Genomic DNA, 22334 nt, shown 5'->3' with positions numbered 1-22334 from the left:
TGACCACCAACGCACGCCCTTTGTCCGCCCAGGAGGCGAACGGGACTGCCGGGATGATGATGCCCGGTCGCGTTGGCATGTGTTGCCGAATGTGTCGCTGAACGATCAGCCACCCCGCCGGACTCGAATCCTCGCCATCTGCAAGGCCTGAGTCCCCGAGCATCCACCCTTGCTCGCTTCCCGGCTCGCCCGGTCATTCACGCAACGCATCAGAGCCGCATCGGCTCACGTCCTGAGGACCACATCATCATGTCGAACACCGCACTTCTCGAGCGTCCCGCCAGCAGCTCCCAGCCCCGCACGGTCCGTGCCCCGCAGGCTGCGACCTCCTCACCCGCGGCGGCACCCGCCGTCGCCGATCTTCCCTCCGCCCGATCCCCCCGGGGCTTCGCCCTCTACGTCGGCCTTGACGAGATCAAGGCGGCGGAGGCGGGCGTCAGCCTTCCCGTGCTCGTCGACGCGCTCCGCCGCACCCTTGCCGAACTCGCTCCGGGTGCCGAGACCCACGCCACCGTGGCCCTCGCACCGCACGGCTCGGGCGGTCGCGACCTCGATGTCGTCCGCCTCGCCCTGCAGGAGCCCGGTGCCATCGCCCGCACGAAGGCGGCGGCCGAGGAGGAGGCGACCGACGAAGACCGCGGAGTGACGGTCGACATCTCTCGCAAGCGCGTCGTGATCGACGGCGAGTCCGCGTCGTTCACCTACAAGGAGTTCGAGCTGCTGCAGTATCTCGTCCTCCGCGAGGGCCGCACGATCGAGCGCGCCGAGCTCGTCGGGGCGCTCTGGCAGGCCCAGGACGACGAGACGCCCGGCGAGCGCACGATCGACGTCCACGTCCGGCGCCTGCGCGCGAAGCTCGGCCGCTACGAGGACATCGTCCGTACCGTGCGCGGGATCGGCTACCGCTTCGATCGTCACGCCGACGTCGTGATCCGCTACGGTCACGGCACCCCCTCGCCCGACCGCTTCTGACCCACCGGGGCGGTGTCAGGTCCTGCGCGTAGGGTGGGCGCATGACGTTGACAGTGGATGCCGAGCCGGCCGACGCGGTCGACGCCGACGGGCCGCTCGAGACGACATACCGCCCCGCGCATCCGGTCGACCTCATCGCCACCGTCGGCATGCTCCGTCGAGGCAGGGGCGACCCGACGATGGTGCACGACGGTGCCGTCGTGTGGCGCGCCTTCCGCACTCCCGCCGGGGTGAGCACGCTCGCCCTCCGCGCGATCAGCGGCGAGATCAGGGCGACCGCGTGGGGTGCCGGGGCGGCGTACGCGCTGGAGCGGGTTCCGCGGCTCTGCGGCGCCGACGACGATGCGAGCGACTTCGACGCCTCCCGGCATCCGCTCATCGCCGATGCCGCCCATCGCAATCCGGGCCTGCGCCTGACCCGCACCGACGAGATCTTCGACGCGCTCGCCTGCGCGATCATCGAGCAGAAGGTGACCTCGATGCAGGCGTTCGGCGCCTGGCGGGCGCTCGTCTCACGGTTCGGCGAGCGTGCCCCCGGACCCACCCCGCGCGCGATGCATGCCGCACCGACCGCCGCCGTATGGCACCGGATCCCCTCCTGGGCATGGCACCGCGCCGGCGTCGAGCCTCCGCAGTCCAAGACCATCGTGCGTGCCGCTGAACGGGGCGCGAGCATCGAGCGAGCGATGCGGGCGGCGACCGGCGGAATGGACCGAGACCGCGTGCTCACGAGCCTGCCCGGGGTCGGGGTGTGGACGGCGGCGGAGACGCGCATCCGTTCGCTCGGAGACCCCGACGCGGTCAGCGTCGGCGACTACCACCTCGCGCACGAGGTCGGCTACGCGCTCACCGGGAAACGGGTCGACGACGACGGGATGCTGGCGCTCCTGTCGCCCTGGGAGGGGCAGCGTCAGCGCGTGATCCGCCTCATCTTCGCCAGCGGCGTGCACGAGCCGCGCCGAGGACCGCGGCTGGCGCCCGAGGACCATCGAGCGCGCTGAGACGCCTAGGCTGAGAATCATGAAGTCGACTCGCGCCGGTCTCCGCCTGCTCGTCTCAGCGGGGCTGCTCGTACTGGGCATCGTCATCGGGCTCATCCTGCAGAACGTCTGGCTCGGACTTCTCCTCGCCGCCGTCGTCTGGCTGGGCTGGTTCCTCGGGTACGAATCGCGCCGAGGCCGCAACGCAGGCGTCAACGACGAGGATCACGGCATCGAGCTCTGAGCGATCGCGCGCGATCAGTAGTACACCGCGAGAGGGCCGGACGGCCCGTCGATGACGCGGACGTCCGTGTCGAAGATGCGGCTGAGGACAGCATCCGTCATGATCTCCCCCGGTGTTCCGAACTCGACGACGCTGCCGTCCTTCATCGCGCAGATACGGTCGGCGTAGTGTCCGGCGAAGTTGATGTCGTGCAGCACGATCACGATGGTCCGCCCGAGCTGTTCCGCCGCACGCCGCAGATGCTTCATCATCTGCACGGCGTGTTTCATGTCGAGATTGTTCAGGGGTTCGTCCAGCAGCACGAACTCGGTGTCCTGCGCGAGCACCATCGCCACGTACGCGCGCTGCCGCTGCCCGCCGGACAGTTCATCGAGGTAGCGCCCCTCGAGCTCAGACAGGTCGAGGAACGCGATGGCGCGGTCGACGATCTCCTCGTCCGCGCGGTTCAGCCGTCCCTTGGAGTGGGGGAAGCGTCCGAAACCGACGAGCTGGCGCACCGTCAGCCGGGTGATGAAGTGGTTCTCCTGACGCAGGATCGAGACGATCTTCGCAAGATCCGACGAGCGGGTCGACGCGACGTCGTAGCCGGCGATCTCGATGGAGCCCGCATCCATCCCGGTGAGCCGGCCGATCATGGTGAGCAGCGTGGACTTGCCTGCTCCGTTCGGCCCGATGAGCGCGGTGATACCGCCGGTCGGGATGGCGAGATCGACCGGTCCGATCGAGACCTCGCTGCTGTACTTCTTGTGCACGGCGTCGAGCGTGATCACAGCCGCCCCTTTCTGAGGATGACGATGAGGAAGACGGTGCCGCCGACCAGCTCGATGAGGATCGAGACGACCCCCTGCGCATAGAAGACGTTCTTCATCACGAAGTACGCGCTCGCCAGGACCGAGAAGCCGGTGAGCACCGCGATCGGGAACACGACCCGGTGGTCGTACGTGTCGGCGAACTGGTACGCCAGCGTTGCGACGAGGAAACCGAAGAACGTCATCGGCCCGACCAGCGCGGTCGATGTCGCCATGAGCACGGCGACCAGGAGAAGCACGGTCATCTGCTCACGGCGATGGTCGAGACCGAGCGAGCGCGCGGCATCCGGCCCCAGCGCCATCACGTTCAGCCGGCGGGCGCGCAGCCACAACAGAGCGGATGCTGCCGCGCACAGCGGCACGGCCAGGGGCAGATACGATGCGTCGGCGTTGGCGATGCTTCCGAACAGGCGGGCGGCGAGCACATCGAACTCGCTCGGGGTGAGCAGACGCTGCATGAATGTCGAGATGGCCCCGAGTCCGCCGCCGATGACGATCCCGACGAGCAGCATGATCTGCAGATTCGCGTATTTTCCCGACAGCAGCCAGCCGTACAGAGCCATCGCGAGGGCGACCATCAGGGCGATCTGCAGCGCGAACTGCCAGAGCCCCTGAATGGCTATGAGTCCGGCGACGCCGAACAGGTACACCGAGGCGGTCTGCACGACGCGATACAGAGACTCGAACCCCATGATCGACGGCGTGATGATGCGGTTGGTCGTCACCGTCTGGAAGCTCACGGTCGCAACCGCCTGCGCGACGGCCACGACGGCCATGACCGTCACATTCGTCAGGCGCAGGTTCGCGATCCGCCAGAACTCGAGCGACCCGACGGGCATCGGATTGTCCCAGGCGAGCAGGCCGAAGGCTGAGCCCAGCGCGATCACGGCCAGCAGGCTCAGCACGACGACGGTCCGCCGGAGCGCTCGACGGCTGGCGAACGGCCCGGACGACCGCGCGCTGAGGCGCTCGGCGGCGGCCGCGGTCACCATCGTCCGCTCAGCCACGACGGCGCTGCCTGAGCAGGAGAAGGATGAACACGACCGAGCCGACGACTCCGAGGATGAGAGAGACCGGCACCTCGAACGGCGCGATGATCGTGCGCCCGATGAGGTCGCAGGCCGTGACGATGCCGATGCCCAGCAGGCACACCCATGGCAGGTTGCTGCGCAGGTCGTCGCCGCGGATCATCGAGACGATGTTCGGCACGATGAGACCGAGGAACGGCAGGTTGCCGACCACCACGGTCACGACGCCGGTCGTGACGGCGATGAGCACGGTGCCCAGCAGGATGACGCGGTTGTAGTTCACCCCGACGTTGGTGGCGATCTCCTCCCCGAGCCCCGCGACCGTCAATCGGTCGGCGACGACGAAAACGATCAGCCCGACGGCCGCGACGAGCCAGAGCATCTCGTATTGCCCGCGCAGCACCGAGGTGAAGCTTCCGGCGAACCAGACACCGAGACTCTGCAGCGCGTTCGCCTGGAGGGCGAGATACGTCGAGATCGATCCGACGACGGCACCGAGCATGATGCCCACGATCGGGACGATGAGCGACGAGCGGAGCGAGACCCGGCGCAGGAAGAGGAAGAAGACCATCGTGCCGATGAAGGCGGCGACGACGGCCGCCGTCATCCGCAGCGGGATCGACGGCTGCGGCACGAGCACCATGACGCTCAGCAGTCCGAGTCCCGCCCATTCGGTCGTGCCGGTGGTGGTCGGCTCGACGAAGCGGTTCTGCGTGAGCAGCTGCATGACAAGGCCTGCCATCGCCATCGCCGCCCCTGCGAGCACGAGCGCGATCGTGCGGGGAACACGGGTGATCTGGAACATCTCACCGCCGTCGGCTGCGCCGTGCACGTCGTAGGCGCCGGTGTACAGCGACAGCACGAGCAGGCAGGCAACGACCGCAGAGCCGACGATGAGCAGAGGGTCGAAGAGGCGTCCGCGGCGCCGTGTCGGCGCGTCAAGCGAGCGTGTGGTCATGAAGAGGTGCCGTACTTCCTGCGACGACCGATGCCGCGACGGCGGCGAGGCCGCCGCGGCATCCGGCGATCAGTCCGTGGAGTCCTTCTCGCCGTTCGCGCTCTTCTCGAGGGCGTCCGCGAAATCGTTGAGGAACGTGGTGTAGGTCTGGATGCCCTCGTTGAGGTAGGTGTCCGCCGGCATGTAGACCAGCTGCTCCTCCTTGATGGCGGTCACCCCGGCGAGCGCCTCGGAGTTCTCGAGGATCTCGGCGGCCTGCACGTAGTCCGGGGTTTCGGCCGCGAACACGGCGTCACGATCGAGCACGAGGATCCAGTCAGGATCGGATGCCGCGATCGCCTCGACCGAGATCTCATCTCCCTGATGGTCGTCGGACGCGTCGGCCACCTCGAGCGCGGGCATCAGGCCCAGAATGTCGTAGATCGGTCCGAGCGAGCGGCCGACCGTCGGCGCGAGGTAGCCGATGTCGCCACCGGAGGTGTTCACGGCCATCACGGTGGCGGAGCCGTCGTACGCAGTCTTCGCCCGCTCGACCGCGGCGTCGAAGTCCGCGACGAGTTCGGCCGCCTCGTCCTGCTTGCCGAAGATCTCGCCGAGCACCGTCACCTGGCGCTTGAGCTCGTCATCGAAGTCCTCGCCGTCACGAGGTTCGAGATCGATGATCGTCGCATCCGGCACCAGGGCGGCGATCGCCTCGTTGTGCTGGGTGAAGCGCTGGCCGCTGATGATGAGATCCGGCGCCACGGCGACGAGCGCCTCGAGATCCGGTTCACTGTGCAGGCCCAGGTCCACGATGTCGGCGTCGTCGACGTACGAGACCGTCTCGGGCATGAGGGCGATCGCGGCAGCGCTCAGCGGGATGTCCCAGTCGGAGAGCGTCTGGAAGGTGCGGTTGTCGAGAGCGACGACCGATGCCGGGGGCGTGTCGATCTCGTGGGTGCCCGTGTTGTCCTCCACAGTGACCGAGGCGGGTGCACTGGATCTCGGCTGCTGCGGTTCGGCGGCGGCACCGGAGGCGCACCCGGCGAGGGCGAGCACGGTGACGAGCCCGACGCTGGTCGACGTGAGGATTCTGGGCACGGACATGGAGGGACTCCTGTTCTGCGGGGGCGGGGATCGGCGCGAACGGCGCCCGATCGATGGCGGGTTAGGATCGCCTAACCTGCCATCAAGATAGGTTAGCCTTACTTTATGGGTGATACGAAATCCGGCTTCTCGATCGAACGACGCGGCCTCGACCTGCGCTTCCGCGCCGTCGCCCTGACGAGTCGGGAGTGGCTCGCTCAGGACTACGTGCGGGTGCGACTCTCGGGCGCCGATCTCGATGGTTTCGACTCGCTGGGATCGGACGATCACATGCGGCTGTTCTTCCCGACCGGGCCGGTCGGTTCGGTGGAGGAGCTTCGCGCCTCGCCGAGCCGTGAGTACACCCCGCTCGCGTGGGGTGACGACTGGCTCGAGGTCGAGTTCGCCGTGCACGGCGACGATGGGGTGGCAGCACCCTGGGCGGCGAACGCGCCGATCGGGTCGTCGATCGGCGTGGGAGGGCCGCGCGGGTCAGCGGTGCTCACCGGCCTACCCGGCTCGTGGTTCCTGGCGGGTGATGAGACGGCCATTCCCGCCATCCGCCGCTTCGCGGGTCTCATCCCCGAGGGCGCCGCTGCGCGCATCGTGATCGAGACCGTCGCGGCGAGCGGCAACGTGCCTCTCGACGCGCCCGTGGAGGTCGAATGGCTGCACCGGGGCACGGCGCCCGCCGGTTCCGCCCTCATCGAGTTGCTCGCCGGTCTGTCCGAAGACGACGTGGTGGGCGAGGATCCGTTCGTCTTCATCGCCGCCGAGCAGTCGATCGTGAGACCGGGCCGCGCACTGCTCGAGCGCTGGGGCGTCGACACGGGCCGGGCGATCGTGAAGGGCTACTGGAAGCGCGGCGAGGCCGAGTATCACGCGCCACACTGAGCGCAGCGGCATCCGCTCTGGTTCCCTGACGACATCTTCGACCAGACTGAGTGCCATGGCGACTTTCGATCACCTCGGCATCACCGTCGACGACGTTCTCGCGGCATCCGCACAGTTCGCCCCGGTCCTGGAGGCGCTCGGGTACACGCGCGGGCACGTCGCCGAGGATCTGGCGTACTGGCGCAAGCACGACGAGCCGGAGCTGCTGCTCTACCCCGCTCGCGAGCAGGACACCGGACCGCACGAGCACGGCCGCGTGGGCTGGCAGCATCTCGCGTACGCGGTCGATTCCCGTGATGACGTCGACCGCCTTCATGACATCGCGATCGCTGCCGGATGGACCGCCGTGCGTGCCCCGAAGGAGTATCCGCGTTTCAGCGAGCGTTACTACGCCGCCTTCGTCGAGGATGCCAACGGCATCCGCCTCGAGTTCATGCACGATCCGCACGACGAGGACTGATCCGACCGTGCCCGTCCCGTTCGCCCTCGTCTCCGACGACGACAGTTACGACGCCGTGCCGGAGCACCCCTCGGGCGGCGCGGTACTGGTGCTGGCCGGGTCGAGCGGCCGCATCGAGCGCGATCGCGCCGATCTGCTGGCGGCGCACGGCATCCGCGCGCGCGCCATCCGCTGGTTCGGCGGGAGAGGTCAGCGGACGGTGCCGTTCGAGGTGCCCCTGGAACTCTTCATCGACGAACTCGAGCGGCTGCAGCGTGAGAGTGACCGGGTCAGCATCATCGGCACCTCCTTCGGCGCCGAGGCCGCGCTCGTCACCGCGACCATCACCCCCGTCCATGCCGCCGTCGCGATCTCGCCGTCCAGTGTCGTCTGGGGCGGAGTGCAGGACGGCACCTGGTCGTCGCATTGGACCCACGAAGGCCGCCCGCTGCCGTGGGTGCCGTTCGAGCCGACGTGGACGCCCGACACCGACCCGCCCGAGTACCGCGGCCTGTACGAGGCGAGCATGCGACGGGATGCCGAAGCGACCGCAGCCGCCGAGATCCCCGCCGAACGCATCAGCGCGCCGGTGCTGCTCACCGCCGGGGGCGATGACCGCGTGTGGCCGAGCACCGAGTTCGCCTCGGCCATCTGCCGCCGACGCGAGCGACGCGGACTGCCGACGATGTCGTTCGGTGCGCCCGCAGCGGGCCACCGGATCCTGCTTCCCGGCGAGAGCGTCGCCGCCGCCGGCGGAGTCGCCATGCGACGCGGCGGCACGGAAGGAGCCGACCGCGCGCTCGGGCAACAGGTCTGGCCGATGCTCCTCGACATCCTCCGCTGATCCGATCGTGGCCCGCCGAGCGGCGACCCGGCATACTCGACCCATGACGCGTGCCACCGAGATCGAGCAGTATCACCAGGCGCTCGCGCCGAGCGACCGCGAGATCTGCGAGCTCCTCGCAGACGAGATCGAGCGCGCGCTGCCCGAGGCGACCGGGAAGATCTGGCACGCGCACCCGGTCTGGTTCATCGACGGCAATCCGATCGTCGGGTACAGCCGGCTCAAGGATGCCGTGCGACTGCTGTTCTGGAGCGGGCAGTCCTTCCGGAACGACGGTCTCACGCCCGAGGGCACCTTCCAGGCCGCCGAGGTCCGCTACGTCGACGCGTCCGACGTCGACACCGAGGCTCTCGCTCTCTGGCTGCAGGAATCGCGTGACATCCAGTGGGATTACGAGCACATCCGCACGAACCGCGGTCTGGTCAAGCGCACGCCGTTCTGACCGGGAACATCGTCACGCGTTCGCCGGTTGCACATCGGCAGAGGCGTCGACCGGCGCCGGGAAGGCGATGATGGAACTCACCCTCGTCACATCGGCCTTCTGCGGAGCCTGCTCGCGCACCCGGTCGGTACTGAAGGACGCAGTGCGGTTCCTGCCGGAGGCGACGGTCACCGAGATCGACGTCGCACGTGATCCGGACGCGGCCGAAGCCCTCGACATCCGCTTCACCCCGACCGTCATCATCCGCGATGCGGAGGGCACCGAGGTGTTCCGCGCCGAGGGCGTGCCGACGGTTCCTCAGGTGCTGACGGCTGCGGTGAAGGCTCTTCCGAGTTAGTGCAGGGCGTTCTTGGTGATGAACGCCCTGAGCGCCTGCTCGTCATCGTGCATCTCCGCGACGTACTGGGGCGCGTCGAGCATCTGCTGCAGGTCGGGCGAGTAGTCGAGGTCGATGCCGATCGCCTCGCGGATCGTCTCGGCGAACTTCTGCGGTTTCGCCGTCTCCAGCACGAGCATCGGCACCCCGGCCTCCACATAGGAGCGCGCGACCTTCACGCCGTCGGCGGTGTGGGGATCGATGACGTCGCCCGATGTCTCGTAGACGGAGCGGATGGTCGAGAGGCGGTCGGCGTGGGTGGATGTCCCGCTGACGATGCCGAACTCCTCGTCGAACCGCGCCTGCTCCGCTGAGAGATCGAAGTATCCCTGCTCGTCGAGTTCGCGCCAGGCGGCGACGACCCGTTCGGGATCGCGACCGACGAACTCGAAGATGAAGCGCTCGAGGTTCGACGCCTTCGAGATGTCCATCGAGGGGCTGGACGTGGCGAGCGTCTGCGCCGCGGCCCGTGGGCGGTAGACGCCCGTGCGGAAGAACTCGTCGAGCACGTTGTTCTCGTTGGCGGCGAGGACCAGACGCCTGATGGGAAGCCCCATCTGCTTGGCGAAGAACCCGGAGAGGATGTTGCCGAAGTTGCCCGACGGCACGGTGAAGTCCACCGGCGTCGGACCGCCGGCATCCGTCACCCGCAGCCATGCCCAGAAGTAATACACGACCTGCGCGGTGATACGGGCGAGATTGATCGAGTTCACGGCTCCGAGATGCTGCGAGCGCTTGAACTCCAGGTCGCCGGCCAGCCGCTTGACGAGGTTCTGACAGTCGTCGAACACGCCCTCGACGGCGATGTTGTGCACGTTCTCGTCATCGAGGGAGAACATCTGCGCGCGCTGGAACGCGCTCATGCGACCCTGTGGCGACAGCATGAACACGGCGATGCGGGCCTTGCCGCGAAGGGCATGCTCCGCGGCGGAGCCGGTGTCTCCAGAGGTCGCTCCCAGGATGTTCAGCACCCCGTCGCGCTGCTCGAGGGCGTATTCGAGCACCTGCCCGAGGAACTGCATCGCCATGTCCTTGAAGGCGAGCGTCGGCCCCTCGGAGAGTCCGACCAGGGTGAGGCCGTCGCCGATGGATCGCAGCGGCACGACGTCCTCGGGGAAGGCGGAGTACGCCTCGGCGCACATCAGCGCGAGAGCATCGCGCGGGATGTCGGTGGCGAACAGCCCGAGGACCTCGGTGGCAAGCTCCGGGTAGGTCAGGCTCCGCCACTGCTCCAGCGTGGCGGCATCGACGTGCGGCATCACCTCGGGAACGGCCAGTCCGCCATCCGGCGCCAGACCCTCGAGCAGGGTCTCGCTGTAGGGCAGCGGCTGCATGCCACCTCGGGTGGAAATGTACTGCACGGTGGCTCCTCGGTTCGCAGTCGTCGAGTGACGCGGGTGCGTCCATTCTCGCAGGTGCGGTACCGGGGTGACGGCGGTGGCCGCCGGTGTGCGCGCCGCAGCCGCGACGAGCACACCGGCGACGATTCAGCGCTGGCGCGAGAGCTCACGCCACAGCGCGGCCCACTGTTCGCCGTGGAGGTCGCGGGGAAGGCGGGCGCGCGAGGCTCCCGCCCGCGTCAGTGCCCGCCGTGCCGCATGCGCATCTGCGCCGGCAGCGCGCGCCACGATGCTCGCGAGGTTCGACCCTCGGCCGGTGAAGGCCGCGCGGACGAAGGCGTCATAGCGCCGTCGGTCCGGCGGAGTCACCAGCGGCGATCCCCGCCTGCTGATCGACAGCAGTCCCCCGTCGACGCTGGGTTGCGGCGAGAACCCCCACGCCGGCACGCGCCCTTCGAGCCGGAACTCGAACCAGGGTGCGGACTGCGCGGTGAGCAGAGTGCTTCCGCCGACACCGGCGCGCTTGCGCGCGACCTCCCACTGGGTCAGCAGCACCGCCTGCCGCCAGCCGGTGGACGTGAGAAGGCGCCGCAGGATCGGCGTGGTGAGGTGGAACGGGATGTTGCCGACGATGACGTCCGTGTCGAGCGGATGCCGTGTCGCATCGGCCGCCACCACGCGGACGCGTGGCAGCGATGCTCGCAACCGTCGAACACGGTGCTCGTCGATGTCGACCGCCGTGAGCGGTCGACCGAGGTCTGCGAGCGGGCGCGTGAGCGCGCCGTCACCGGCACCGAGCTCGAGGATCGGTCCGGTCGTCGCACTGACGAGGGTGATGATCCGGCCGAGAGTCGGCCGGTGCGTGAGGAAGTTCTGGCCGAGTTCGTGTCGGCCGCCATGGAGAGATCGGGGCATGAGTGCGCTCCAGAAGAAGGATCGGAGCACCTCGAGGGAGGGAACGCCACAGGGCGTGGAGAAGCTGCCCGTCCCGAGGTGCGGATGGCATCTCGGAGGACGGCGCGCTGATGCGTGCGAGCGAGCGCGCCGTCAGGCGCGGCGGTCGCGGAACGTGTAGAACGGCGCCGTCATCGGCGCGCAGGATATTGTTCCCATGCGATCAGCCTACCGGGCAACGGGCAGCCTCCCCAAGCGCGTGGTGCGCTCGGCGATGCTCGGCACGTCGAGCACCCGGACCACACCGAAGCGGTCCTGGCCCATGCTGACGCCGCGCACGCCGAACGGTCCCCGCTTCGCACGCCGCCAGGGCGGCCGCATCGACGGCCGGGGACCGACCTCTCCGAGTGAGCGGTCAGATCCAGCCGCGCTCCTCGGCGAGAAGGACCGCCTGCTGACGAGTGCTCACCGACAGCTTGCCCAGCACCGTGGAGATGTGGTTGCGCACGGTGCCCGGCGCGAGAGAGAGCGTCCGCGCGATCTGACCCGTGGTCTCGCCCCGACGGCCCGCGCGAAGGACGTCGAGTTCGCGGTCGGTCAGCGGAGAGCGTTCGTCGCTGAGTGCGTCAGCGGCGACCTCGGGATCCACGTAGCGACCGCCGGCAGCGACGCGGCGAATGATCGCCGCGACCTCGTCGGCGCCTCGGGACTTCGGCAGGAACCCCGCGACGCCCGAGGCCAGCGCCCGGCGGAGGACACCCGGCCGGGCATGACGTGTCACGACGATGCACCGGGTTGCGATCGCCCGGTTCAAGCGCTCCGAGACCTCGACGCCGTCGATCCCCGGCATCTCCAGGTCGAGCAGGCAGACGTCGGGCTGCAACCTGAGCGCCTCGGCGATCGCCTGCTCGCCGTTCTCGCACTCCGCGACGACCTCGATGTCGTCCTCGAGCCGCAGCAGAGCCGCCAGAGCTGAGCGGATCATCCCCTCATCATCGGCCAGCAGCACCCGGATCATCCCGCATCCTGACTGTCCGCGGGCACCATGACGATCACGGAGAACTCGTGCTCGTCTCGACGAACGTCGAGCGTGCCCTTCGCCTCGTCGACGCGGCGCCCGATACCCTCGAGCCCCGACCCGCGCCGCGCAGTATCGGCACCCGGGAGGACGTCGTTGGAGATCTCATAGCGCCACACGTCCTGCGTGCGCACCAGCGTGAGGCGCGCGCGCGTGCCGGCACCATGCCGCAAGACGTTCGTCGTCGTCTCCCTGATCACCGGGCCGAGATCGGATGCCGGTGCGCTGTCGGCATCCGCGGCGATGTCGGTCGTGACGTCGAGCCCCGCTGCACGCAGCAGGTCGCGCGCGTTGGCGAGCTCATCGCTGAGCGGCACCGAGCGGAAGCGGGTGGCCAGGTCGCGGGTGCCCTGGCGAGCCTCGTCGACGCTGACCCGCGCTGCGCGCAGCTGCGCCATGCCGGCATCGGCGTCGCGGGGCATGAGGCGCTCGGCGAGTTCGAGCTGCAGGGCGATCACCTGAAGGTGGTGCCCCTGCAGGTCGTGCACGTCTGTCGCGACCCGCAGCCGCTCCTGCGTCGCGGCGAGCTTGGCCTCCGATGCCCTCGCCCGGTCGAGGGCGATCAGCACGTCCCACCACCACAGTGAGCTCACGGTCATCGCGGGCAGCATGATCGTGTAAAACAGCGGCAGCCAGATGGCGACGCCGGCGGCCGGAACCCCTCTCGATGTGTCGATGAACGCCACACACACCAGGAGGAGGGTGATCGCGATCACGATGCGGTAGCGGACACCCCGCGGCCAGTTCAGGAGGACGACGAACTGCGCGACCGGCATCACGCCGAGCAACCAGCTCCCGCCGACGATCCCGGCCGCGCCCCCGAAACCGACCGCGACGAACAGCGGCATTGCGAGCGAGATCCAGGCGATACCCGGCTCGGCGTCGATGCGATGCCGGTAGGCCGCGAGCAACGGCACGGTCGAGGCGCACCAGATGAGCCCGCCGATGCCGACGACGAGGCCCGCAGACGTCCCCGGGGTCGCACCGAAGACGATCCCGGTCCAGAACAGGACGAGGAACAGCTCGAAGAACATCACGGCGCTCGCCGTGTACCACCAGGTGGCGGTGATGCCGCGCGCCAGTTGCCGGGCGCCGGGGACAGGCTCGGCCGCCTTGCTCGGCGCCGCGTTCTCAGTGCTCATGCGAACCACGATAGGAGCATGACAGATGTCAGGGATGCGACGGGTGAAGCACCCGTGCATCGGTGACAGCCCGGCACTGCCGCGGACGCTCGGCAAGCGGTGAACTGGATTCATCGCGGCGGAGACGTCGATCGCATCGAACCGGAGGACATCATGAATCTCATCGAATCGTTCCAGAATCTCGTCGCCCAGGTGCCCGAGCTCGTCCAGCCCCTGATCGTCGCCCTCGCGGGAGCAGTTCCGTTCATCGAGGGTGAAGGTGCGGCGACGATCGGGATCATCGGTGGCATGAACCCCGTCGTCGCCGCCATCGCCGGCATCGTCGGCAACTTCGTCTGCGTCGCCGTGCTCGTCCTGCTCAGCTCGGGCGCCCGCAAGGCGATCGTCACTCGTCGCCACCGCTCACGCGAACTCGTGACGGCAGGCGGCACCTCATCACTCGCGGACGATGGGGCGGCCGAGGAGTCGGGTCGCAAGGCCGCCCGGCGCGAGAAGTTCCAGCGCGCGTTCGAGCGCTACGGCGTGCCCGGGGTCAGCCTGCTGGGACCGCTCCTGCTGCCGACCCACTTCACGGCGACGATGCTCGCTGCGAGCGGGGTGAGCAAGGCGCGCGTCCTCATCTGGCAGGCGGTCGCCATCATCGGCTGGACGACCGTCATCACGGTCATCATCAGCGGTGCGGTCTACGCGATCCACTGATCCGGAGCGGGTCCTGGGCTGACCGCGAAAAGCGGTCAGCCCAGATTCCGCGTCTCCAGCAGCGTGATCGCGTCGCCGACCGAGGTGAAGAACAGCAGGGATGACGGTTCGCCGTCCTGGGATGCGAGTACCGCGAATCCCTCGCCGAGCTCGAGGATCTCGAAGGAGTATCCCTGAGCGAACCGGTGGAACTCCGCAGCGCTGGACGCCACCTGCTCGGCACCTCGGATGATCCGCAGTCCCTCCGCTCCCTGATCGATGTGGAACTCGACATCCGGATGCAGCACGCCGAGGAGACCACGGAAGTCGCCCGTGCGTGCAGCGGCGAGGAACGCGTCCACCACCGCGCGCCGCTGTTCCCGGCTCGCCCTCGCCCGGGGTTCGCTCGGCTCGGCCCCGCGAACCCGGTCGCGCGCGCGGCTGGCGAGCTTCCGCGCCGCGGGCGGCGTGCGATCGACGATCGGTGCGATCTCATCGAACGGCAATCCGAACACATCGTGCAGCACATAAGCGAGCCGCTCGTCGGGGCTGAGCTGCTCGAGCACGAGCATCAGTGCGTATCCGATCCGATCCGCCGACTCGACGCGGGAGTGCGCATCGGAATCGTCCGCCACGATCTCGCGGTCGGGAAGCTGCTCCAGCGGGTGCTCCTGCCTCCGGTTGCGAACTCGCAGCTGGTCCAGGCAGACCCGGCTCACGACCTTCGTCAACCACGCCCGGAGGTTCTCGATCTCGCCGTCGGCGCGCCCGAGACGGAACCATGCCTCCTGCACGGCGTCCTCGGCATCGGCGTGCGAGCCGAGCATGCGGAACGCCACCGCGGTCAGGTAGCGGCGATGCATGTCGAACTCGGCGGCGAGCGCGGTGGTTTCCATGTCTGATTCTCCGGTCAGTGCGCGGACGCCGGTCGGGCGCCGAAGTTGCGCGCGAACACGTCGGCGGGGTCGTAGGTCGCCTTGACCGCCGCCAGCCGCTCGCGCGTGCCCGCCGGATAGATCGAGGCTACGGCAGACGCCGACGTGCCGTCGAGCGAGTTCGCGTATGCACCCGTGACGAATCGCTCGAGATCGTTCCACACTTCGGCCGACCGCTCGCGGACGGCAGCGATCGCCGCCTCCGGCGCGACGGCGAAGGTCGAGATCATCAGCTCCGCCCCGCGGTGCGCGAAGGCCGTCGCGTCGGCCGGCACCGCGGCGAACGCGCCGCCCAGACTGTGCAGGATGATCGAGCCCGGCTGTGGCTGTCGTGCAGCTCGCGCAGCGGCGAGAGCGGCGGCATCGGCGGCATCCGGCGAGACGAATCCGTTGCGCACCGCGGTGCTGAGCCCCGAAGGGAGTTCCGCTCCGGGGTGCAGGATCTCGGCGTATGCTCGCCGGCCGGCATCCGTCGACAGCGGCGCGGTGATCGAGGTCAGCGCGCCGATCGCATCCACGAGATCTTCACCGTCCGACCGCACGAGGGTGACGGCGACCGGTGCCGCGATGCCTCCCGCCATGGGATTCGCCAGCACGACCGTGGAGCTGATCCCGTGCGGTGCCGTGCGCATGTATGCCGCCCAGCCCGCGACGACCGACTCGGCCTCCTCGGCGGGGAAGGTCAGCGCAGCGAACTCGACGCCGTCGGCGGGCTGTGCTTCGAACTCGAAGGCGGTCACGACGCCGTACGCTCCGCCGCCGCCGCGCAGCGCCCAGAACAGCTCGGGGTGCTCATCCGCATCGACGAAGAGAACCTCGCCGCTGGCGGTGACCAGTTCGGCCGCACGCAACTGGTCGAGCGTGAGTCCGTCGCGCCGCACCATCCAGCCGATCCCACCCGACAGGGTGAGTCCGCCGACACCGACGTCGGCGGTGTCGCCGGAGGTGATGACGAGGCCGAGCGGGGAGAGTGCCTCGACGACCTGCCGCCACCGAGCGCCCCCGCCGACACGCACCCGGCGTTCGGGCAGCACCTCCACGCTGTCGATGTTGCGGAGATCGATCACGACGCCGTCGTCGACGGTGCTGAACCCCGCGACGGAGTGACCGCCGCCGCGCACGGCCAGTGTCAGCCCGGACTCGACCCCGAAGCGGACGGCCCGAGCGACATCCGCGGTATCGGCGGGCCGCAGCACCACGGCCGGAGCGGCAGCCGCCATCCGAGTGCGAGCCGCATCCGCATAGTGGTCGGAATCCGCGGTGATGATCGTGCCACTGAACCCGGCCAGCTGGTCTTCGATCGCTGAAGTCATGTCGTCTCCTTCGCATCCCGCCGGAATGGCGGTTCATCAAGAAGACGGCTGCCGAGCCGAGAATGTGACAGCGATCACCCGCGAGGTTCGGAGTGCGTCCGCGCCACCGCCCCCGCGACGACACCCGACACGTCCAGACCCTTGGCGTGCATCCTTCGCTGCTGGGTCGCTCCGTTGCCGCGTTTCAGGATCGCGGACACTCCCCGGCGGACGGCGGCCGACTCCTCCTCCGAGGCGAAGTGATCTTGCACATGTGCGAGCAGCTCGAGCACGCACGCGCGCGCAGCACAGGGGCGGTGCGTGAGCGGGTTGATGAGATCCTGCGCCAGCCCCCACCGGCTCGCCCGCCAGGATGCCAGTCGCAGCAGCGCCGTCGGGACGTCGTCGGCGACCGCTCCCGCCTTCCCATCGGCGACGGCCCGCTCGACCAGCGCTCTGATGAGCACTGCCACCGTGACCGCGTCTTCCGGGGAGAGGCAGACATCGGCGATGCGGACCTCGACGGTGGGGGCATGAGATGACAGTCGCGCGTCGAAGTAGATCATGCCTTCGTCGAGGGCGACACCGGTGGCGAGGATCTCGCGGATGCTGTCGTCATAGCCTGCGGCGCTACCGAAGAGCTCATATGGGCCGGTGCAGGGCCAGCGGCTCCACGCCTGATAGCGATAGCTCGCGAAACCCGAATCCACGCCGCGCCAGAAGGGCGAGTTGGCACTGAGCGCCAGGAGGACCGGGAGCCACGGCCGGATGCGGTCCAGCACCGCGACGCCCTCCTCTCGCGAGGACACCGTGACATGAACGTGCATCCCGCAGGTGAGCTGTTCATCCATCGTCAGACCGAACCGCTTCTGCATCCGCTCGTATCGGGGCGCGTGGACGAGATGGGGCGTGCAGAGATCCGTCGCGGTGGCCAAGGCGACAGCGCGAGCACCGTGCTCCTGAGCGGCGGCGTCGGCCGCGCGGCGTCCGGCCAGCAACGCCGAGAGCAGCTCCTCGTGTGAGAGCAGCGGCGGACTCACGACCTCGATCTGCTCGCGCTTGACCTCGGTCTCGAGGGTCGAGCCGTTCGGCAGGACCAGCGGTCCCGCGCCGAGGATCTCCCCGGAGACGGGCAGTGGCAGGAACGACTCCGCGTCGACGAGGAGAAGCTCCTCCTCCACCCCGATCAAGCGCTGCGGAGGCTCCGCCACGCCGACAGGGATCGCGACCGGCGCGACGTCCGGCCCTTCGCCGACCTGCATGGTCATGGCCGCGCACCTGCTTCGAGTTCTCGCCACAGGTGCGCTATGGATGCCGCACCGTGAAGGAGCACCGACAGATCGATACTCTCGTCGCTCGCATGCCAATGATCCTCCGGCAGGCCGGTGCCGATGAAGTACACCGGCGCTTCGAGCCGGAGGGAGAGGAGGTCGGCGGGTCCGCCGCCGGCATTGCCCATGCGCCCCAGCACCGGCATCCCGTAGCCTCGCTCGAGCGCCCGCTCGAGTGCTTCGATGACCACCCCATCCGGTGACACATACGGTTCCTGGGCGATGTCCTCGTCGACCGTCAGCGTGTACTGCGCCTCCGCAGGCATCTCGGCGTCGAAGAAGGCCCGCAGCTGATCGGCGACGACAGGGATGCGCTGACCGGGAACGGTGCGGATGCTGAGCGACGCGGTCGCCTTCCGCGGGATGACCGAGCGCTCGATGCCCTCCGGGTCACCGGCGAGGAGAGAGATCACCTCGATCGCCGGCCGGGCCCACAGCCGTTCCTTCAGGGTGTAGCCCTGCTCCCCGATCACCTCACGGGTCTCGGTGCGTTCCGTCCACACCGCAGGGTCGTACGGCAGCGCCTCGAACTCCGCCTTGCGTCGCGTGGTCAGCGCAGTGACGTCGTCGTAGAAGCCCGGAACGGTGATGCGTCCCGAATCGTCGTGGAGCCTGCTGAGGACGTCGGCGAGCGTGATCGCCGGGTTGACGGTGACGCCCGATGCGACGCCGCTGTGCACGTCGCGCGCAGGACCGACGATCTCGAGCGTGGCCGTCAGGGTTCCTCGCATCGAGGTCACCGGTGCCGGCGCATCCGCGCGCCACTGGATCGTGTCCGAGAAGACGACGAGGTCGCAGGAGAGTTCTGACCTGTACCGGTCGAGCAGCTCAGCGAGGTTGGGCGAGCCGATCTCCTCCTCACCTTCGATGAGGAACTTGATGTTGACACCGGCGGACCCTGCGATCGTCGCGAGGTACGCTCGCAGACCCCAGACGTGTGCGAGCGCCTGCCCCTTCGCGTCCGACGCGCCCCGCCCGTACAGGCGACCGTCGCGTACCACGGGCGTGAAGGGCTCGGTCTCGTTCCACTCCTCCGGCTTGGCATTGCGGACGTCATGGTGGCTGTAGACCAGCACGGTCGGTGCGTCCGGGTCGCCCTTCCGTTCCGCGTACACGGCGGAGACCTCACCGGTTTTGAGGATCGAGACATCCATGCCGGCATCCCTGAGCTCCGCCGCAAGCCAGCGTGCGGAGCGAACGACCTCGATCTGCCGGTCGGGGTCGGCCGAGACCGACGGTATCGACACCCAGGTCTTCAACCGCTCGATGATCTCCGGCATGTTCTCCTGGAGGTGCCGCGCGATCGCCTCGGCCGCTTCCTCCCCCCGCGATGGTTGCGTCATGGGATCACTGTGGACGGTGATCCGATTCCGAGAACGGGGCTTGACGCCGGGCGAGGTCGACGGCTATCTCGATCAGCCCGGCGAGATCATTCCGCGGCGTTCTCCGCGAGGTATGCCAGACGTCGGAGTGTCTCGCTGTTGCGCCAGTGCAGGGCAGGATCGGTGAAGACACGGGGCACGAATGCTGCCGGGCCGCTCACCGCCTGCTCGTGAATACGGACCACGCAGCCGTCTCCTCTCGGACGTACCTCGATGCTCACGCGGGCTTCGCCGATCGGCCATCCCCGAGCCTGCAGGACGGCGCGGCGCGGCGGGTCCCATTCCACGACGCTCGTGGTGTCGTCGATGAGGATCGGCCAGGTGCCGAACGAGTGATGCAGCTTCGCCCCGGGCTGCGGCCACCGCCCTTCGACCTTGCGCATCCGCGACGCTCCGACCACCCACGCCGGGTACAGCCAGCCGTTGGCGAGCACGCGGAACACGTCCTCCGGTGTGCACGCCAGCACTCGGACGTTTCTGGCCATGTTCGCCTCCTGCCCTGCGGGAACCGGCGGCTCCGCTGCGTTCGTGATTGTCGCAGGCGAAGCCTCGGATGAGAAGCCCCTGTCGAGGATCACATCGGCGACGTGCAATGGCCGCTCCCAGACCAGACAGCAGTGAGAAAGGTGAGGAAACATGTTCTTCCATCGTCAGGAGCTTCAGCATTCGGCGACGCCGGATGCGCCAGACGCCGTGTACGCGCGCAAACTTCAAGAGGTGCTCGGCGGGCAGTACGGTGAGATCACCGTCGCCATGCAGTACCAGTTCCAAGCCTGGAACATGCACATCCCCGGCAAGTACCGCGACCTCGTCTTCGGCATCGGGGCCGAGGAGATGGGGCATGTCGAGATGCTCGCGGTGATGATCGCGCAGCTGCTCGAGAAGGCTCCCCTCGGCATCACCGAGGATGCCGTGCAGAACGACCCGACCGTCGCCGCGATCATCGGGGGCACGGATGTCCAGCACGGGATCGTCGCCGGTGCGGGCGCTCGACCGGTCGACAGCATGGGCAACCCGTGGTCGGGGTCGTACATCACTTCGAGCGGTAACCTTCTCGCCGACTTCACTGCCAACGCGAACGCCGAGATGCAGGGTCGCGTGCAGGTCGCCCGGCTCTACCATATGACCGACGATCACGGCGTTCGAGACCTGCTGAGCTTCCTGCTGGCACGCGACACCATGCACCAGAACCAGTGGCTCGCGGCGGTCGAGGAGCTGAAGGCCGAAGGCGCCGAGACGCTGCCCGTCCCGAGCAACTTCCCGATCGCCAAGGAGGAGCGCGAGGTGTCGTATCAGTATCTGAACTTCAGCGACGGCGCTGCCGCATCCGATGGCTCCTGGGCCTCGGGACCGACGCCGGACGGCATGGGCGAGTTCAGCTACCACGACGGTCCGACCACGACCGCCGAGATGCCGCCGCCCACCCGCCCTGACGCTCGCTTCTACGGCACCACCGATATGCCGAACGTCGTCGAGAAGGTGGCCGGTGCCGTGCAGGACGGCCTGAACAAGGAATGAAGCCCTGAGGATGCATACAGCACGTGGGCGCGGGGTCCGCTCGCGAGCGGGACTCCGCGCCCTGGCGGATCAGGTCGTCGTCATCACGGGGGGCTCGAGCGGTATCGGGCGCGCGACGGCGATCCGCATGGGGCGCGCCGGAGCGCGGGTCGTCGTCATGTCGCGCGACGAGCAGGGCTTGGCGGAGACCGTCGCCGAGATCGTCCGGAACGGGGGCGAGGCCAAGCACATCGTCTGCGACGTGACGGACCGCCTCGCCCTGCAGTCGGCGGTCGACCGCGTCGAGAAATGGTTCGGCAGGGTGGACACCTGGGTCGGCAATGCGGGCGTGCTGATGTACGGCCGCTTCACGGACACCAGCCCCGATGAGTTCCGCCGCATGATGGAAGTGAATTACATCGGACAGATCCACGGCATCCAGGTGGCTCTTCCGGCTCTGCACCGTGCCGGCGGCGGGGCGCTCATCTGCGTCACATCCGCGGAAGCCGTCGTGACGCTTCCGATGCATTCGGCATATGCCGCGTCCAAGCACGCGCTCGAAGGGGCACTCGACGGGCTTCGGCGCGAGTTGATCGATGCGAAGGAGCCGATTCAGGTGACCGCCGTGCGGCCCGCCGTGATCGACACCGCGATCTATTCGCACGCCCGCAACGTCATGAGGCGGCGCCCGAAGGCGCCCCGTCCCTACTACGGCCCTGACGTTGTGGCAGACGCAGTGCTGTTCGCCGCCGAGCATCCTGTTCGCACGATCCATGCGGGCGGTGGCGCTCGACTCTTCACGCTGTTGCAGATGCTCTTCCCGAGCGCCCTCGACGCCGGCCTCGGCCGGTTCGGCGTCGGCATGATGCATACCGGCGAGCCGACGCCTCCGAACGAGGGCAACCTCGAGCGATCGATGGGCGCGGCCGCGGGCGGTCTGCCCGCCCGTGGGCGCCGGTGGAGCCTTCACACGTGGCTCGCGGTTCACCCGAACGTGCAGCGCACGACCATTCTCGGAGCGGCCGGTCTCGGCATCCTCACGTTCCGAGCACGCCGCCGGACATGACGCACACCGACGAAGAACGCCGCATCCTCTGTGACCCGCTCGCGGCGTGAGCGCTACGACCTCGAGCGAGCGACGTCAAGACCCTCTTTGTTCCACGGCGAGCCGCGTTAGCGTCGCGATTCCAGCGCTCTATCAAGGAGGACGATCATGGACACCACGAACACGGCACATCACGGCGAATCACGGTCATACGCAGGAACGGCGATCCAGAAGACGGCACTCATCGTCGGGATCGTGTTCCTCCTCGTCGGCATCGCCGGATTCATCCCAGGTCTCACGCATTCGACGGAGCATCTGGCCGGCGCCGGTGCGCATTCCGATGCGCATCTGCTGGGCGTCTTCCAGGTATCGGTGCTGCACAACCTCGTGCACCTGGCCTTCGGCGTCGCCGGTGTGGCGGTCGCGGCTCGCGCCTCGGCATCTCGTGCCTACCTGATCTGGGGTGGAGTGGTGTACTTCGTCGTCTGGCTGTACGGTCTCTTCGCGGTCGGCAACGAGCAGATCAATTTCCTGCCGGTGAACGACGCCGACAACTGGCTGCACCTCGTTCTGGCCATCGGCATGGTGCTCCTCGGGGTCTTCGTCAACCGCCCGTCGGCGGTTCCCGCCGGGTCCGATACGCGAAGCCGGCGCTGACCGAGAGCACGA

The 22334-nt window shown here is 68.5% G+C and carries 25 protein-coding genes; 12 read left to right on the top strand and 13 right to left on the bottom strand.

All coding sequences use genetic code 11. From position 1 onward, the window contains the following. The first annotated feature begins 249 nt into the window (after positions 1-249). From RIN18_RS14430 to RIN18_RS14420, 3 genes are read left to right on the top strand one after another with little or no spacing between them, the layout of a single operon-like run. Positions 250-972: a winged helix-turn-helix domain-containing protein gene (locus RIN18_RS14430; protein WP_309104680.1), complete on the top strand. Its 723-nt coding sequence runs from the start codon at positions 250-252 to the stop codon at positions 970-972. A 41-nt stretch (positions 973-1013) separates the two neighbouring features. Then, on the top strand, positions 1014-1973 hold the full coding sequence (locus RIN18_RS14425) for a DNA-3-methyladenine glycosylase 2 family protein (protein WP_309104679.1): 960 nt from the start codon (positions 1014-1016) through the stop codon (positions 1971-1973). A gap of 19 nt (positions 1974-1992) precedes the next feature. Next, positions 1993-2196: a hypothetical protein gene (locus tag RIN18_RS14420; RefSeq protein ID WP_309104678.1), complete on the top strand. Its 204-nt coding sequence runs from the start codon at positions 1993-1995 to the stop codon at positions 2194-2196. Between the two features lie 14 nt (positions 2197-2210). Here RIN18_RS14420 and RIN18_RS14415 read toward each other — a convergent pair whose 3' ends face one another. The 4 genes from RIN18_RS14415 to RIN18_RS14400 form a co-directional block, all read right to left on the bottom strand. Continuing rightward, on the bottom strand, positions 2211-2966 hold the full coding sequence (locus RIN18_RS14415) for an ATP-binding cassette domain-containing protein (RefSeq protein WP_309104677.1): 756 nt from the start codon (positions 2964-2966) through the stop codon (positions 2211-2213). Further along, positions 2963-3997 carry an iron chelate uptake ABC transporter family permease subunit gene (locus RIN18_RS14410; protein ID WP_309104681.1) on the bottom strand — a complete coding sequence of 345 codons (1035 nt, stop codon included), beginning with the start codon at positions 3995-3997 and terminating at the stop codon, positions 2963-2965. Before RIN18_RS14410 ends, RIN18_RS14415 begins: the two co-directional genes overlap by 4 nt. Positions 3998-4004: 7 nt before the next feature. Further along, positions 4005-4991: an iron chelate uptake ABC transporter family permease subunit gene (locus RIN18_RS14405; RefSeq protein WP_309104676.1), complete on the bottom strand. Its 987-nt coding sequence runs from the start codon at positions 4989-4991 to the stop codon at positions 4005-4007. Positions 4992-5060: 69 nt separating this feature from the next. Beyond that, the gene (locus RIN18_RS14400) at positions 5061-6077 is read right to left on the bottom strand and encodes an ABC transporter substrate-binding protein (protein ID WP_309104675.1); all 1017 of its coding nucleotides are present in this window, start codon (positions 6075-6077) and stop codon (positions 5061-5063) included. 105 nt (positions 6078-6182) lie between these two features. Between RIN18_RS14400 and RIN18_RS14395 the strand changes: the two genes are divergently transcribed. The 5 genes from RIN18_RS14395 to RIN18_RS14375 all read left to right on the top strand — a co-directional run bounded on the left by RIN18_RS14395 (position 6183) and on the right by RIN18_RS14375 (position 9012). Next, positions 6183-6950: a siderophore-interacting protein gene (locus tag RIN18_RS14395; protein ID WP_309104674.1), complete on the top strand. Its 768-nt coding sequence runs from the start codon at positions 6183-6185 to the stop codon at positions 6948-6950. A 55-nt stretch (positions 6951-7005) separates the two neighbouring features. After that, a complete protein-coding gene (locus RIN18_RS14390; RefSeq protein ID WP_309104673.1) occupies positions 7006-7410 on the top strand; it encodes a VOC family protein in 405 nt (134 codons plus the stop codon). Between the two features lie 7 nt (positions 7411-7417). Then, positions 7418-8233, top strand: coding sequence for an acyl-CoA thioester hydrolase/BAAT C-terminal domain-containing protein (locus RIN18_RS14385; protein ID WP_309104672.1), 816 nt, complete (start codon positions 7418-7420; stop codon positions 8231-8233). 43 nt (positions 8234-8276) lie between these two features. After that, positions 8277-8675, top strand: a complete 399-nt coding sequence (locus RIN18_RS14380; protein WP_309104671.1) for a DUF1801 domain-containing protein — start codon at positions 8277-8279, stop codon at positions 8673-8675. Between the two features lie 70 nt (positions 8676-8745). After that, on the top strand, positions 8746-9012 hold the full coding sequence (locus RIN18_RS14375; RefSeq protein WP_309104670.1) for a thioredoxin family protein: 267 nt from the start codon (positions 8746-8748) through the stop codon (positions 9010-9012). Here RIN18_RS14375 and thrC read toward each other — a convergent pair. From thrC to RIN18_RS14355, 4 genes are all read right to left on the bottom strand, one after another. Continuing rightward, positions 9009-10412 (bottom strand): threonine synthase, encoded by a 1404-nt coding sequence (gene thrC / locus RIN18_RS14370; protein ID WP_309104669.1) that lies wholly within the window; start codon positions 10410-10412, stop codon positions 9009-9011. The two genes, RIN18_RS14375 and thrC, sit on opposite strands and share 4 nt — an antisense overlap. Before the next feature lie 126 nt (positions 10413-10538). Next, positions 10539-11306, bottom strand: coding sequence for a 23S ribosomal RNA methyltransferase Erm (gene erm, locus RIN18_RS14365; RefSeq protein WP_309104668.1), 768 nt, complete (start codon positions 11304-11306; stop codon positions 10539-10541). A gap of 394 nt (positions 11307-11700) precedes the next feature. Next, positions 11701-12303 (bottom strand): response regulator transcription factor, encoded by a 603-nt coding sequence (locus tag RIN18_RS14360; protein ID WP_309104667.1) that lies wholly within the window; start codon positions 12301-12303, stop codon positions 11701-11703. Then, entirely contained in the window at positions 12300-13505 is a 1206-nt protein-coding gene (locus tag RIN18_RS14355) for a histidine kinase (protein WP_309104666.1), read from the bottom strand. Before RIN18_RS14355 ends, RIN18_RS14360 begins: the two co-directional genes overlap by 4 nt. A gap of 153 nt (positions 13506-13658) precedes the next feature. On the opposite strand from RIN18_RS14355, the gene RIN18_RS14350 reads away from it, so the two are divergent. Beyond that, on the top strand, positions 13659-14204 hold the full coding sequence (locus tag RIN18_RS14350) for a small multidrug efflux protein (RefSeq protein WP_309104665.1): 546 nt from the start codon (positions 13659-13661) through the stop codon (positions 14202-14204). Between the two features lie 35 nt (positions 14205-14239). On the opposite strand, the gene RIN18_RS14345 is transcribed toward RIN18_RS14350, so the two are convergent. The 5 genes from RIN18_RS14345 to RIN18_RS14325 form a co-directional block, all read right to left on the bottom strand. Then, positions 14240-15079: a sigma-70 family RNA polymerase sigma factor gene (locus tag RIN18_RS14345; protein ID WP_309104664.1), complete on the bottom strand. Its 840-nt coding sequence runs from the start codon at positions 15077-15079 to the stop codon at positions 14240-14242. Between the two features lie 14 nt (positions 15080-15093). Continuing rightward, entirely contained in the window at positions 15094-16431 is a 1338-nt protein-coding gene (locus RIN18_RS14340) for an FAD-binding oxidoreductase (protein WP_309104663.1), read from the bottom strand. Between the two features lie 74 nt (positions 16432-16505). Next, on the bottom strand, positions 16506-17678 hold the full coding sequence (locus RIN18_RS14335; RefSeq protein WP_309104662.1) for a glutamate--cysteine ligase: 1173 nt from the start codon (positions 17676-17678) through the stop codon (positions 16506-16508). After that, on the bottom strand, positions 17675-19084 hold the full coding sequence (locus tag RIN18_RS14330) for a M20/M25/M40 family metallo-hydrolase (protein WP_309104661.1): 1410 nt from the start codon (positions 19082-19084) through the stop codon (positions 17675-17677). Before RIN18_RS14330 ends, RIN18_RS14335 begins: the two co-directional genes overlap by 4 nt. Before the next feature lie 86 nt (positions 19085-19170). Beyond that, a complete protein-coding gene (locus tag RIN18_RS14325) occupies positions 19171-19608 on the bottom strand; it encodes an SRPBCC family protein (RefSeq protein ID WP_309104660.1) in 438 nt (145 codons plus the stop codon). Positions 19609-19759: 151 nt separating this feature from the next. Between RIN18_RS14325 and RIN18_RS14320 the strand changes: the two genes are divergently transcribed. The 3 genes from RIN18_RS14320 (at position 19760) to RIN18_RS14310 (ending at position 22322) form a co-directional block, all read left to right on the top strand. Next, the gene (locus RIN18_RS14320) at positions 19760-20641 is read left to right on the top strand and encodes a manganese catalase family protein (RefSeq protein ID WP_309104659.1); all 882 of its coding nucleotides are present in this window, start codon (positions 19760-19762) and stop codon (positions 20639-20641) included. Between the two features lie 10 nt (positions 20642-20651). Further along, entirely contained in the window at positions 20652-21686 is a 1035-nt protein-coding gene (locus RIN18_RS14315) for an SDR family oxidoreductase (RefSeq protein ID WP_309104658.1), read from the top strand. Positions 21687-21833: 147 nt separating this feature from the next. After that, positions 21834-22322, top strand: a complete 489-nt coding sequence (locus tag RIN18_RS14310; RefSeq protein WP_309104657.1) for a DUF4383 domain-containing protein — start codon at positions 21834-21836, stop codon at positions 22320-22322. Positions 22323-22334: the final 12 nt, after the last annotated feature.

The sequence above is a fragment of the Microbacterium sp. genome (assembly GCF_031179285.1).
Classification (GTDB): domain Bacteria; phylum Actinomycetota; class Actinomycetes; order Actinomycetales; family Microbacteriaceae; genus Microbacterium.
This window is presented reverse-complemented; position numbering and strand designations above follow the sequence as displayed.

Bases quoted from the DNA above. Each gene is read 5' to 3' on its own strand.
- RIN18_RS14400 (WP_309104675.1), bottom strand. From the start codon at position 6,077: ATGTCCGTGCCCAGAATCCTCACGTCGACCAGCGTCGGGCTCGTCACC.
- RIN18_RS14340 (WP_309104663.1), bottom strand. From the start codon at position 16,431: ATGACTTCAGCGATCGAAGACCAGCTGGCCGGGTTCAGTGGCACGATC.
- RIN18_RS14355 (WP_309104666.1), bottom strand. From the start codon at position 13,505: ATGAGCACTGAGAACGCGGCGCCGAGCAAGGCGGCCGAGCCTGTCCCC.
- RIN18_RS14320 (WP_309104659.1), top strand. From the start codon at position 19,760: ATGTTCTTCCATCGTCAGGAGCTTCAGCATTCGGCGACGCCGGATGCG.
- RIN18_RS14335 (WP_309104662.1), bottom strand. From the start codon at position 17,678: ATGACCATGCAGGTCGGCGAAGGGCCGGACGTCGCGCCGGTCGCGATC.
- RIN18_RS14425 (WP_309104679.1), top strand. From the start codon at position 1,014: ATGACGTTGACAGTGGATGCCGAGCCGGCCGACGCGGTCGACGCCGAC.
- RIN18_RS14420 (WP_309104678.1), top strand. From the start codon at position 1,993: ATGAAGTCGACTCGCGCCGGTCTCCGCCTGCTCGTCTCAGCGGGGCTG.
- RIN18_RS14350 (WP_309104665.1), top strand. From the start codon at position 13,659: ATGAATCTCATCGAATCGTTCCAGAATCTCGTCGCCCAGGTGCCCGAG.
- RIN18_RS14360 (WP_309104667.1), bottom strand. From the start codon at position 12,303: ATGATCCGGGTGCTGCTGGCCGATGATGAGGGGATGATCCGCTCAGCT.
- RIN18_RS14395 (WP_309104674.1), top strand. From the start codon at position 6,183: ATGGGTGATACGAAATCCGGCTTCTCGATCGAACGACGCGGCCTCGAC.
- RIN18_RS14310 (WP_309104657.1), top strand. From the start codon at position 21,834: ATGGACACCACGAACACGGCACATCACGGCGAATCACGGTCATACGCA.
- RIN18_RS14410 (WP_309104681.1), bottom strand. From the start codon at position 3,997: ATGGTGACCGCGGCCGCCGCCGAGCGCCTCAGCGCGCGGTCGTCCGGG.
- RIN18_RS14405 (WP_309104676.1), bottom strand. From the start codon at position 4,991: ATGACCACACGCTCGCTTGACGCGCCGACACGGCGCCGCGGACGCCTC.
- RIN18_RS14315 (WP_309104658.1), top strand. From the start codon at position 20,652: ATGCATACAGCACGTGGGCGCGGGGTCCGCTCGCGAGCGGGACTCCGC.
- RIN18_RS14345 (WP_309104664.1), bottom strand. From the start codon at position 15,079: ATGGAAACCACCGCGCTCGCCGCCGAGTTCGACATGCATCGCCGCTAC.
- RIN18_RS14325 (WP_309104660.1), bottom strand. From the start codon at position 19,608: ATGGCCAGAAACGTCCGAGTGCTGGCGTGCACACCGGAGGACGTGTTC.
- erm (WP_309104668.1), bottom strand. From the start codon at position 11,306: ATGCCCCGATCTCTCCATGGCGGCCGACACGAACTCGGCCAGAACTTC.
- RIN18_RS14430 (WP_309104680.1), top strand. From the start codon at position 250: ATGTCGAACACCGCACTTCTCGAGCGTCCCGCCAGCAGCTCCCAGCCC.
- RIN18_RS14380 (WP_309104671.1), top strand. From the start codon at position 8,277: ATGACGCGTGCCACCGAGATCGAGCAGTATCACCAGGCGCTCGCGCCG.
- RIN18_RS14390 (WP_309104673.1), top strand. From the start codon at position 7,006: ATGGCGACTTTCGATCACCTCGGCATCACCGTCGACGACGTTCTCGCG.
- RIN18_RS14375 (WP_309104670.1), top strand. From the start codon at position 8,746: ATGGAACTCACCCTCGTCACATCGGCCTTCTGCGGAGCCTGCTCGCGC.
- RIN18_RS14330 (WP_309104661.1), bottom strand. From the start codon at position 19,084: ATGACGCAACCATCGCGGGGGGAGGAAGCGGCCGAGGCGATCGCGCGG.